Genomic DNA, 12034 nt, shown 5'->3' with positions numbered 1-12034 from the left:
CCCGGCAGCGACCCGGCGGCGACCGCCGTCGAACAGGCCACAAACAGGTTTGCCGGACGCTGGTACGCGGTGTCCGGTTTGTCGGTTCGGTCAGGTCACCGCGCGTACCGCCTCCTCGACCCGACCCCGCAGGTCGGTCAGGTCGACGCCGGCCTCCCGGAGGACCTGGGCCGCCGTCCCGTCGCCCTCGCGGAGCAGGCCGAGCAGGAGGTGCTCGGTGCCGATGTGCCGGTGCCGCAGGTGCAGCGCCTCCCGCAGGGCCAGTTCCAGCGTCTTGCGGGAGCGGGGCGCGAACAGGTGGTTCGGTTGCCGTCGCCGCCACCAGCCCCGTCGGCGCGGTGGCGGGGTCGGCCGGCGCAGCGCGCCCGGCCCGAACGACTCGTCCAGCCGGGCCTCGATGGCGGCCAGGTCGATGCCGATCTGGCGCAGCGCGGCGGCGTCGGCCTCGCCGAGGACGGCGGTCCGGTCGAGCTGTCGGGCGATGCGGGCCCGCAGGTCGTCGGCGGGGACGCCGGCCTGGGCGAGCAGCCGGGTCGCCAGCGCGTCGGGGTCGGCGACGATGGCCAGGAGCAGGTGCGGGGTGTCGACCGGCGCGTCGCCGGCCTCGTCCCGGGCCCGCCGGACCACCTCGCGGGCCCGGTCGGTGAACCGTTCGAACATCACGCCTCCCTGGAGTTCTCGACCGCCGGTCGCCCGGCATGCTTCTTGTGGACCGCCTGTCGGCTGACCTCGAGCGCGTCGGCGATCTCCTGCCAGGACCAGCCCGCCCGTCGGGCGTTGTCCACCTGGACCACCTCCAGCCGTTCGAGGAGCCGGCGCAGGGCGAGCACGGCCCGCAGGCCGACCCGGGGGTCGGTGCTGCCGGCCGCCGCCGCGAGTTCCGTCGCCTGACTCATGCCTGTCAACGTACGTTGACACCGCCGCTCACGTCAACCCCGGTTGACAGGAAATCCGTGGAGCGGGGAACGACCCGCCGCTACGGTGAGCCGATGGCAGCGGTCCGGCAGTTCCAGATCACCGTCGACTGCGCGGAACCCGGGCGGGTCGCCCGGTTCTGGTGCGCGGCGTTGGGGTACGTCGCACCGCCGCCCCCGGACGGCTTCGCCAGCTGGGCCGACGCCGACCGCGCGCAGCCGCCCGAGCGGCAGGGCGCCTGGTCCGCCTGCGTCGACCCCACCGGGGTCGGCCCACGGCTGTACTTCCAGCGGGTGCCCGAAGGCAAGGCCGTCAAGAACCGGGTGCACCTCGACGTACGGGTCGGCGTCGGGCTGGTGGGCGAGGAACGGGTCGCCGCGCTCGAAGCCGAATGCGCCCGGCTGGTCGCGCTCGGCGCGACCCGGGTACGGCTGCTGCGCGCCGACGGCGTCAACGAGTCCTGCCTGGTGATGCAGGACGTCGAGGGCAACGAGTTCTGCCTGGACTGAGTCCGCCGACCGGATCACCGGTGCCGGGCAACCAGCCGTACCATCGATCCTGATCAGCGGCGCTCCGGCACGGGCGTCGCGCGCGGAGCGGGACCACACCACCGGCATGCGGGCTCATGCCGGCTGACCGGCGTGCGGTCCACCCCCGCGAGTTCGCCCCGCACCGACGGGCCGCGCGCAGCCACCCCGTACCGGAAGGACACCCCTCCATGCGCGCTCCCCGGACGCGCCGTCGCCGCACGCTGCCCGCGCTGCTGGCGTTGGCCGCCCTCGCCACCACCGCCGCCGTGACGGCCGTCGTCCCCCTGACCACCCCACCCGCGCACGCCGCCGACCCCGTCGTGGTACGCGAGGCCACCTTCGAGGACGGCACCACCCAGGGCTTCCGGGCCCGGGGCGGGGAGACCGTCGCGGTCAGCACCGCCACCGCCCACGGCGGCACGCACAGCCTGCTCGTCTCCGGCCGCACCGCGAGCTGGCAGGGCCCCGCCGTCGACCTGCTGGACGAGATGACCAAGGGCACCCGCTACACGCTGTCGGTCCGGGTCCGGCTGGCCGCCGGCCAGTCCCCCGGCCAGGCCCGGCTCAGCGTGCAGCGCGACGCCGACGGCAGCTCCGCCTACGACCAGGTGGTCGGCGACACCGCCGTCACCGCCGACGCCTGGACCCAGCTCACCGGCACGTACGTGCTCGCCCACGACGTGGACGGGCTGTCGGCGTACGTGGAGACCGCCAGCGGCACCGCCGACCTGCACATCGACGACTTCGTGCTGTCGTACCGGCCCACCCCGCCGGTGCAGACCGACATCCCGGCGCTGCGCGAGGTGCTCGCCGACGACTTCCCGATCGGGGCTGCGGTCGGCAACCGGCAGCTCGTCGGCGACCAGGCGACCCTGCTGACCCGGCACTTCGACACGGTCACCCCGGGCAACGCGCTCAAGTGGGACGCCACCCAGCCCACCGAGGGCAGCTTCCGGTGGACCGACGCCGACACCCAGGTCGGCTTCGCGGTGGACCACGGGCTGGCGGTACGCGGGCACACCCTGGTCTGGCACCAGCAGACCCCGGCCTGGGTGTTCACCGACACCGACGGCACCCCGCTGACCGCCGACCCGGCCGACAAGGCCCTGCTGCTGGACCGGCTGGAGACGCACGTCCGCACCGTGGTCAGCCGGTACGGCGACCGGATCGGGGTGTGGGACGTCGCCAACGAGGTGATCGACGAGAACCAGGCCGACGGGCTGCGGCGCAGCCGCTGGTACGAGATCAGCGGCCTGGACTACCTGCGCACCGCGTTCCGGGTGGCCCGCGAGGTCGCGCCGACCGCGAAGCTGTACCTCAACGACTACAACACCAACGTGCCGGCCAAGCGGGACAAGCTGCGGAACCTGGTCGGCCAGCTACGCGCCGAGGGGGTGCCGGTCGACGGCGTCGGGCACCAGATGCACGTCAACGTCCAGTGGCCGTCGGTCGCCGAGACCGAGGCGATGCTCCAGGCGTTCGTGCCGCTCGGGGTGGAACAGCAGATCACCGAGATGGACGTCAGCATCTACACCAACGAGGCCGAGTCCTTCCCCACCCCGCCCGCCGACCGGCTGCGCACCCAGGCGTACCGGTACCGGGACCTGTTCGACCTGTACCGCCGGTACGCCGACGAGTTGACCTCGGTGACCCTGTGGGGGCTGGCCGACGACGACACCTGGCTGGACACCTTCCCGGTGGCCCGCAAGGACGCCCCGCTGCTGTTCGACACCGAGTTGCAGGCCAAGCCGGCGTACTGGGGCATCGTCGACCCGACCCGGATCGACGCCACGCCGTCCCCGAGCCCGACGGTGACCCCCTCGGTGACCCCGTCGCAGACCGGCTCCCCGTACCCCACCGGGAACACCCCGTCGAGCACACCGACCAGTGGGCTGGACACCTGCCGGGTGACGTACACGGTCACCAACCAGTGGCCGGGCGGTTTCCAGGCGACCGTCCGGATCACCAACACCGGCGTGCAGGCGCACCCGGGCTGGTCGTTGCGCTGGTTCTTCCGGGACGGGCAGCGGGTCGCCCAGCTCTGGAACGGCTCGGTCCGGCAGGACGGTGACATGGTGACGGTCACCCCGGCGTCCTGGAACGCCAACCTGCCCGCCGGCGGGACGGTCGAGGTCGGCTTCCTCGGCAGCTGGTCCTCGGCGAACAACCCGCCGATCGGGTTCACCCTCGACCGGCTGCCCTGCGTCGTGGGCTGAGCCGCCCGACCGGGTTCCCAGGGGCCTCCTGCCGTCCGGCAGGGGGCCCTTCCCGCTTCCCGGTGAGCCGACTCACCTTGACGCTCTGACAGATCACGCACAGAATGTCAGCATGTCAACGGACCGGTTGGACGTCATCCTCGACGCCGCCTACCAGTGCTTCACCCGGCACGGCATCCGGCGTACCACCATGGACGACATCGCCGCCGCCGCCGGCATCTCCCGTCCCGCCGTCTACCTGCACGTCCGCAACAAGGACGACGCGTACCGGCAACTCGCCGAACGCCTCTTCGCCGGCTCGCTGGCCGAGGCCCGGACCGCCGCCACGACGACCGGCCCGCTCGACCGCCGGCTGCACGGCGTACTCGCCGCCAAGCTCGAACTCACCCTCCGGCTGCACCGGGACTCCCCGCACGCCGCCGAACTGCTCGACGCCAGCACCCGGCTCACCGGCGACCTCGTCGAGACGTACACCCGGGAGATCACCGACCTGCTGGCCTCGGTCCTCACCACGTCGGCCGGTCCGCGCGCCGGACTGGTCGCCGACGTGCTGGTGGCCCTCACCCGTGGCCTGGAAGCCGACCTCACCGACCCCGACCTGCCCCGCCGACGGCTGCGCGAGGGCATCGCGCTGATCGTCGCGGGCCTGCACCCCCAGGGAGACCCCCGATGACCGCCGTCCTGATCACCGGCACCTCGTCCGGCATCGGCCGGGCCACCGTCGAACGGCTCGCCCGCCGCCCCGACCTGACCGTCTACGCCACCGCCCGCAAGACCGAGTCCATCGCCGACCTGGCGGCCACCGGCGCGCGGCTGCTCGCCCTGGACGTCACCGACGAGGCGTCCATGCGCGCCGCCGTCGCCACCGTCGAGGCGGCCCACGGACAGGTCGACGTGCTGGTCAACAACGCCGGCTACGGCGAGTACGGCCCGGTCGAGGAGGTTCCGGTGGAACAGGTCCGGGCCCAGTTCGAGACGAACGTGTTCGGGCTGGCCCGACTCACCCAGCTCGTGCTGCCCGGGATGCGCCGGGCCGGCCGGGGACGGATCGTCAACGTCAGTTCGATGGGCGGCCGGCTGGTCTTCCCCGGGGGCGGCTACTACCACGCCAGCAAGTACGCGGTGGAGGCGATCTCCGACGCGCTGCGGCAGGAGGTGCGCCCGTTCGGCGTACAGGTGGCGATCGTCGAGCCGGGCCTGATCCGTACCGGGTTCGGGGCGGTCGCCGCCGGCCGGCTCCAGGCGGTGGCCGCCGGGACCTCCGGTGCCGGCGACGCGCCGGCCGGGCCGTACGCGGCGCTGGTGGGCGCGGTGGACCGGACCATGGCGCAGTCGTACCGGAACCCGCTGCTCGCCGCCGGGCCGGACGCGGTGGCCCGGGTCATCGAACGGGCGGTGACCAGCCGCCGCCCACGCACCCGCTACCTGGTCACCGCGGCCGCCCGGGTGATGGTGCACAGCCGCCGGCTGTTCGGCGCGCGGGTCTTCGACGCGGTCAACCGGCTCCAGTTCCGCTGAGTCACCCCGGCACCACCGGGCCCGCCAGTACTGTCGGCGGTGGACGGCGAGGCGGGAGGTGACCCCACGATGAGCGCAGCCGCCGACGCGCCCGTGGTGGTCGGGGTGAGCGGCTCCGAGCAGAGTCTCTCGGTGGTCCGGTTGGCCGCCCGGGAGGCCGCCGAGCACGGTCGCCGGCTCTGCGTGCTGCACGCCTTCAACTGGGAGGCGGCGCTGGCCGCCCCGAGCGTCGTCGGGCCCCGGGCCGAGGCGGAGGAGGCCATCGCGCGGGCCGTCGCGGTCGCCGACGAGGTCGCCCCCGACCTGCGGGTGGACGGGCAGCTCGTCGAGGGCGCGGCGGTGGCCGGGCTGCTGCGCCGCTCCGAGTCGGCGTTCCTGGTGGTGGTCGGCGACGGCGGCCTGTCCAGCCGGGACTGCGTACCCGCCGACGCGGCGGCTGTGCAGGTCGCCGCGCGGGCCGGCTGCCCGGCGCTGGTGGCCCGGCTCGCGCCGCCGCCGTCCGGGCCGGTCCTGGTCGGCCTGGACGGGTCGGCCACCGCCCGGTCCGCCCTGGACTTCGCCGCGGACTGCGCGGGCCGCCACGACGGCCGGCTGCGGGCGGTCCGCGTGGTCGAGCCGGGCGCGGACGACGACCGCGCCGACCGGGAACTCGCCGAGACGGTGGACCGGTGTGGACGGCGTTTCCCCATGGTCACCGTCGAGCGGGAGGTGCTGCGCGGCGACCCCGGCCACACGCTGGTGGAGCAGTCCCGCTCGGCCCGGCTGGTGGTGGTCGGTACCCGCGGCGACCAGCCGTTGCGGGGCATGCTCGGCGCGGTGAGCCAGTCCCTGCTGTACCACGCTCCCGCGCCGGTGCTCTTCGTCCGCGGTGTCGTCGACACCGACGACGGCGGCCGGTGAACGGGCCGGAGCGCCCGTCGGGCCCGGGACCAACGGCCCTGACTCCCGCCTGGCGGGTGGGCGAGGCTGAACGCGCCGGACGAATTTCCCGTTCCGGATGCAGGATTCCCCGACCCGCGAGAGGCTTGCGCAGATGGACACCGCTCTGGAGCTGCCCGGCCCGCTGACCGACGACGAGCTGCGCCGACTGGACGCCTACTGGCGGGCGGCGAACTACCTCACGGTGGGCCAGATCTACCTGTTGGACAATCCCCTGCTACGGGAGCCGCTCACCGTCGAGCACGTCAAGCCCCGGCTGCTCGGTCACTGGGGCACCAGCCCCGGCCTGAACCTGCTCTACGCGCACCTCAACCGGGTGATCGTCGGCCGGGACCTGAACGCCATCTTCGTCACCGGCCCCGGCCACGGCGGCCCGGCCCTGGTGGCGAACACCTGGCTGGAGGGCACCTACAGCGAGCGGTACCACTCGGTCGGCCGGGACGAGACCGGCATGGCGAAGCTGTTCCGGCAGTTCTCCTTCCCCGGCGGCATCCCCAGTCACGTGGCCCCGGAGGTACCGGGCTCCATCCACGAGGGCGGCGAGCTGGGGTACGCGCTCAGCCACGCCTACGGCGCGGCGTTCGACAACCCGGACCTGCTGGTCGCCTGCGTGATCGGCGACGGTGAGGCGGAGACCGGCCCGCTGGCGGGCAGCTGGCTGTCCAACGTCTTCCTGAACCCGGCCCGCGACGGCGCGGTGCTGCCCATCCTGCACCTCAACGGCTACAAGATCGCCAACCCGACGGTGCTGGACCGGATCGGCACCGACGACCTGCTGGCGATGATGCGCGGCTTCGGCCACCAGCCGTACCTGGTGGAAGGCGACGACCCGGCCACCGTGCACCAGGCGCTCGCCGCCACCCTGGACCGGGCGCTCGACGAGATCGCCGCCATCCAGCGCCGGGCCCGCTCCGGAGAGGCGGTCAGCCGCCCCCGCTGGCCGATGATCATCCTGCGGACGCCGAAGGGCTGGACCGGTCCCCGCGTGGTCGACGGCAAACAGGTCGAGGGCACGTACCGGGCCCACCAGGTGCCCGTCGACGGCATCCGCGACAACCCGGAGCACCTGGCCGAACTGGAACGCTGGCTGCGCTCGTACCGGCCGGAGGAACTGTTCGACGCGACCGGCGCGCCGGTGGCCGAGCTGACCGCGCTGCCGCCGACCGGGGACCGGCGGATGAGCGCCAACCCGGTCACCAACGGCGGGCAGGTGCTGCGCGACCTGGACCTGCCGGACTTCCGGGCGTACGCGGTGGACGTGCCCGAGCCGGGGGCGACCGTGCAGGGCGCCACCGGAGCGCTCGGCCCCTGGGTCCGGGACGTGATCACCGCGAACCCGCAGACGTTCCGGCTGTTCGGCCCGGACGAGGTCGCCTCCAACCGGCTCGGCGCGGCGTTCGAGGTCACCGACCGGGCGTTCGTGGCCCGCACCGTCCCCGGCGACGACCACCTCTCCCCCGACGGCCGGGTGATGGAGGTGCTCTCCGAGCACCTGTGCCAGGGCTGGCTGGAGGGCTACCTGCTGACCGGCCGACACGGCATCTTCACCAGCTACGAGGCGTTCATCCACATCGTCGACTCGATGGTCAACCAGCACGCCAAATGGCTGAAGGTGACCCGGGGCATCCCGTGGCGGCAGCCGGTCGCCTCGCTGAACTACCTGCTCTCCAGCCACGTGTGGCGGCAGGACCACAACGGCTTCTCACACCAGGACCCGGGCTTCATCGACCACGTGGTCAACAAGAAGGCCGAAGTGGTCCGGGTGTACCTGCCGCCGGACGCGAACACCCTGCTCTCCACCATGGACCACTGCCTGCGCAGCCGGCAGTACATCAACGTGGTGGTGGCCGGGAAGCAGCCCGCCCCGAACTGGCTGACCATGGACGAGGCCGTCCAGCACTGCCGGCGCGGCCTGGGCATCTGGGACTGGGCCAGCACCGACGACGGCGCGGAGCCGGACGTGGTGCTCGCCTGCGCCGGCGACGTGCCCACCCTGGAGACCCTGGCCGCCGCCGACCTGCTGCGCCAGCGCCTGCCCGAGCTGAAGGTCCGGGTGGTCAACGTGGTCGACCTGATGCGGCTCCAGCCGCCGTCGGAACACCCGCACGGGCTGCCGGACAACGAGTTCGACACCATCTTCACCCGGGACCGGCCGATCATCTTCGCGTACCACGGGTACCCGTGGCTGATCCACCGGCTCAGCTACCGCCGCGCCAACCACGGCAACCTGCACGTGCGCGGCTACAAGGAGGAGGGCACCACCACCACGCCGTTCGACATGGTGATGCTCAACGACCTGGACCGCTTCCACCTGGTCATCGACGTCATCGACCGGGTGCCGGGGCTGGCCGCCCGCGCCGCGCACCTGCGGCAGGAGATGGTCGACGCCCGGCAGGCGTGCCGGGACCACACCCGCCGGTTCGGCGAGGACGACCCCCGGGTCGCCGAGTGGCGCTGGGTCCGCGAAACCGACCCGACGAACCGCTGACCCGGTCGGGGGCGGTGGGCCCGCGCCCACCGCCCCCGACCGTCGCGTACGAGAGGCAGGAACCATGAGCGACGAGATCCTGGTCGGCTACGACGGCTCCCCCGACGCGTCGACCGCCCTGGCCTGGGCGCTGGACGAGGCCGGCCGGACCGGCCAGCCGGTGCGGCTGGCGTACGTGTTCGAATGGCTGACGGTGGCCGGGTGGGTCGGGCCGAGCGTCACCCCCGGGGCGTGGCCCGACGAGACGGCCCGCCGGCAGGTGGAGGAACTGGTGCACAAGGCGGCCAGCGACGCCGCCGCCGCGCACCCCGGTCTGACCGTGCACGGCGAGGTGTTCGACGGGCCACCCGCCCTGGTCCTGCAGGAACGTTCCGCCGAGGCGGCCCTGCTGGTGCTGGGCAGCCGCGGCCACGGCGGCTTCACCGGCCTGCTCACCGGCTCCACGGCGGTGTCGGTGTCCGCGCACGCGCACTGCCCGGTCGTGGTGGTCCGGGGCGACGCGCCGACCGCCACCGGGAAGCGGATCGTGGTCGGGGTGGACGGCTCGGAGCTGTCCCTGGTGGCGCTCGGGTTCGCGGTGGAACGCGCCGAGCAGCGGGGCGTACCGCTGCACGTGGTCCGTACCTGGGCGGCGGCGCAGTGGCGGACGCAGGGCTTCGACCCGGACGAGGCCGACGCGACCGAACGCACCACCCTGGCCGAGGAACTGGCCCGGTGGCGGGAGAGCTTCCCGAACGTGCCGGTGACCACCCAGGTGGGGCCCGGGAACCCGGCGTCCGCGCTGGTGGAGGCGAGCCGGGAGGCGCAGCTGGTGGTGGTCGGCAGCCGGGGGCGGGGCGGGCTGCGCGGCACGCTGCTCGGTTCGGTCAGCCAGCAGGTGCTGCAGCACGCGCACTGCCCGGTGGCGGTGGTCCGGGAACGCTGAGTCCCACTCACGGGATTCACTCAATCGACCTGCGCAAATTCCACGGATACGCTCTGTCTCCGCACCGGATTCACCGAGAGAGGGCACCCGCATGCGAAAGGTCACCACCGGTCTGGCCGCCGCCGGCCTGGCCACCCTGGGGCTGCTCGCCGCCGTCCCGGGCAGCGCCGCCGCCTCCGCCCCCGCCCCCTTCTGCGAGAGCGGCGCGTCCACGTTCATCTGCGACGCCGCGAGCACCGGCGCCACCACCTGGACGATCACCGAGCGGTACATCGCCGGTGGGAGCTCCACCTACTCGATGACCACCGCTGGTAGCTTCCTGTTCCAGAACTGCACGTCGCGCAGCACCCTGCGGGTCTTCTACAGCTACGTCGCCGACGGAGTGACCGTCACCAGCGAGACCGGCGGGGTGAACTGCAACCCGTACGAGTGGCCGTAGGCCACCTCCCGGGTTGACCGGTCGGCCCAGCCCCGGCGGCACGTCCCGTTCGGCGACGTGCCGCCCGGCGTACCGGTGATCAGTCGGGGGTGCGGGGCACCTCCGGACGGGCCAACCCGCCGCCGAGCGCCCGCAACGCGTTGAGGATCACCACCACGTCGATGCCCTCCTGGAGAAACGCCCCGGCCACCGGCGGCAGCCGCCCGGCCGCCGCGACCAGCATCGCCAGCACCGCCAGCCCCATCCCCACGGTGGCGCTCTGCACCGCGATCCGGCGGGCGTACCGGGCGATCTCCACCGCGTCGGCCAGCCGGTCCAGCCGGTCCACGGTGAGCACCGCGTCGGCCACGTCGGCCGAGGCCCGCGCCCCGGTCGCGCCCATCGCCACCCCGACGTGCGCCTCGGCCAGCGCCGGGGCGTCGTTCACCCCGTCGCCGACCATCACGGTGACCGCCCGCCGGGCCTCCTGCCGGACCCGCTCGACCTTCTCCCGGGGCGGGCACTGGGCCACCACGTCGTCCACCCCGACCGTCCGGGCGACCTGCCCGGCGATCGCCGACCGGTCACCGGTGACCATCACCACCCGGGTCAGCCCGGCCTGCCGCAGCCGGTCGACGGTGCGCCGGGCGTCCGGCCGCACCGGGTCCTCCAGCAGGATCACGCCGAGCGGGCCGTCGTCGCCGCTGACCCAGACGGTGGACCGGCCGTCCGACTCGGCGCGGTCGCGTACCCGGCGCGCCCAGTCGGGCAGGTCGTCGGTGAGCTGACCGACCCGCACCGTCCGCCCGGCCACCCGGCCGCGCACCCCACGGCCCGGTTCCTCGGTGACGCCGGTCGGCTCGGTGAGCGTCAACCCGCGCTCCCGGGCCTGCCGGACCAGCGCGGCGGCCAGCACGTGCGGGGAGAGCTGCTCCACCGACGCGGCCAGCCGCAGCACCTCGTCCCGGTCGCCGCCCGGCGCGGTGACCGTCTCGGCGGCCCGGGGCCGCCCGGCGGTGAGCGTGCCGGTCTTGTCCAGCAGCAGGGTCCGGGCCCGGCCCAGCAGCTCCAGCGAACCGCCGTCGCGGACCAGCACCCCGCGCCGGGCCACCCGGGACAGCCCGGACACGATCGCGATCGGGGTGGCCAGCAGCAGCGGACAGGGCGTCGCCACCACCAGCACCGCCACCGCCCGCACCAGGTCACCGGAGAGCAGCCCGGCCAGCCCGGCCAGGACCAGGGTGAACGGCACGAACACCGCCGCGTACCGGTCGGCCAGCCGCACCATCGGGGCCTTGCGGGCGGTGGCCTCCTCGGCCAGCCGGACGATGCCCGCGTACGTGCTGCCCGCCGCGTCCGCTGTGGCGACCAGCCCGAACCCGGCCCCCGCGTTGACCACGCCGCTGGCCACCCGGTCCCCCGCCGCCCGGGACACCAGCCGTGACTCCCCGGTCACCACCGACTCGTCCAGGGTGACCGGCTCGGTCACCGTCCCGTCGACCGGCACCACGTCACCCGGGCCGACCAGCAGCCGGTCCCCGGCCCGTACCGTGTCCAGCGGCACCTGCTCGATGGTGCCGTCGGCGCGCCGCCGCCGGGCGGTACGGGGCGCACGGGCCAGCAGCGCCCGCAGGTCCCGGGTGGCGCGGCGCTGCGCGTACGCCTCCAACGACCGGCCGGTGGCGAGCATCAGCGCCACCACCGCCCCGGCCAGGTACTCGCCGACGACCAGCGCGCCGGCCAGCGCGAGGACGGCGATCACGTCCACCCCGAACCGCCGGTGCCAGAGCTGCCGCAGCATCGACGCGGCGGCCGGCAGCAGCGTCGCCAGGGTCACCGCCGCCCAGACCAGCCCGGCCACGCCCCGCTGACCGGCCAGCCACAGTCCCGCGCCGACCAGCACCACCACGGTCAGCACGGTCAGCGGCAACCACTGCCACCGCTGCCACCACCGGCGGCCACCCCGGTCGACCGGTCGCTCCGGGACGCACCCACGGTCCCCCATGGGGGGATCGTCGCAGCCCCTGACGGGTAGGAGACCGGTATCCGGCGTATCCGGCCGGGACCAACGGCCCGCGGCACGGG

11 protein-coding genes are annotated in these 12034 nt (G+C 74.2%); 8 read left to right on the top strand and 3 right to left on the bottom strand.

Annotated features, from left to right (window positions below):
* Nucleotides 1-90: 90 nt before the first annotated feature.
* Entirely contained in the window at nt 91-660 is a 570-nt protein-coding gene (locus PVK37_RS15545) for a Clp protease N-terminal domain-containing protein (protein ID WP_275034719.1), read from the bottom strand.
* Nucleotides 660-896, bottom strand: coding sequence for an HTH domain-containing protein (locus PVK37_RS15540; protein WP_275034718.1), 237 nt, complete (start codon nt 894-896; stop codon nt 660-662). The genes PVK37_RS15545 and PVK37_RS15540 overlap by 1 nt, the downstream gene beginning before the upstream one ends.
* Nucleotides 897-989: 93 nt before the next feature.
* Here PVK37_RS15540 and PVK37_RS15535 point away from each other — a divergent pair, with 93 nt between their 5' ends.
* From PVK37_RS15535 to PVK37_RS15500, 8 genes are all read left to right on the top strand, one after another.
* Nucleotides 990-1424 carry a VOC family protein gene (locus PVK37_RS15535; RefSeq protein ID WP_275034717.1) on the top strand — a complete coding sequence of 145 codons (435 nt, stop codon included), beginning with the start codon at nt 990-992 and terminating at the stop codon, nt 1422-1424.
* A 209-nt stretch (nt 1425-1633) separates the two neighbouring features.
* The gene (locus PVK37_RS15530) at nt 1634-3661 is read left to right on the top strand and encodes an endo-1,4-beta-xylanase (RefSeq protein WP_275034716.1); all 2028 of its coding nucleotides are present in this window, start codon (nt 1634-1636) and stop codon (nt 3659-3661) included.
* 112 nt (nt 3662-3773) lie between these two features.
* The gene (locus PVK37_RS15525; RefSeq protein ID WP_275034715.1) at nt 3774-4334 is read left to right on the top strand and encodes a TetR/AcrR family transcriptional regulator; all 561 of its coding nucleotides are present in this window, start codon (nt 3774-3776) and stop codon (nt 4332-4334) included.
* Nucleotides 4331-5179, top strand: coding sequence for an oxidoreductase (locus tag PVK37_RS15520; protein ID WP_275034714.1), 849 nt, complete (start codon nt 4331-4333; stop codon nt 5177-5179). The genes PVK37_RS15525 and PVK37_RS15520 overlap by 4 nt, the downstream gene beginning before the upstream one ends.
* A 69-nt stretch (nt 5180-5248) precedes the next feature.
* Nucleotides 5249-6079, top strand: coding sequence for a universal stress protein (locus PVK37_RS15515; RefSeq protein ID WP_275034713.1), 831 nt, complete (start codon nt 5249-5251; stop codon nt 6077-6079).
* A 133-nt stretch (nt 6080-6212) separates the two neighbouring features.
* Nucleotides 6213-8606 carry a phosphoketolase family protein gene (locus tag PVK37_RS15510; RefSeq protein ID WP_275034712.1) on the top strand — a complete coding sequence of 798 codons (2394 nt, stop codon included), beginning with the start codon at nt 6213-6215 and terminating at the stop codon, nt 8604-8606.
* 64 nt (nt 8607-8670) lie between these two features.
* On the top strand, nt 8671-9531 hold the full coding sequence (locus tag PVK37_RS15505; RefSeq protein WP_275034711.1) for a universal stress protein: 861 nt from the start codon (nt 8671-8673) through the stop codon (nt 9529-9531).
* Between the two features lie 91 nt (nt 9532-9622).
* A complete protein-coding gene (locus tag PVK37_RS15500) occupies nt 9623-9970 on the top strand; it encodes a hypothetical protein (RefSeq protein ID WP_275034710.1) in 348 nt (115 codons plus the stop codon).
* 79 nt (nt 9971-10049) lie between these two features.
* Here the strand turns inward: PVK37_RS15500 and PVK37_RS15495 are convergent, their stop codons facing one another.
* A complete protein-coding gene (locus PVK37_RS15495; protein WP_275034709.1) occupies nt 10050-11954 on the bottom strand; it encodes a heavy metal translocating P-type ATPase in 1905 nt (634 codons plus the stop codon).
* Between the last annotated feature and the right edge of the window lie 80 nt (nt 11955-12034).

It is taken from the genome of Micromonospora cathayae (assembly GCF_028993575.1).
GTDB lineage: Bacteria > Actinomycetota > Actinomycetes > Mycobacteriales > Micromonosporaceae > Micromonospora > Micromonospora cathayae.
The sequence above is the reverse complement of the archived record's forward strand: the minus strand, read 5'-3'. Positions and strand labels throughout refer to the sequence as shown.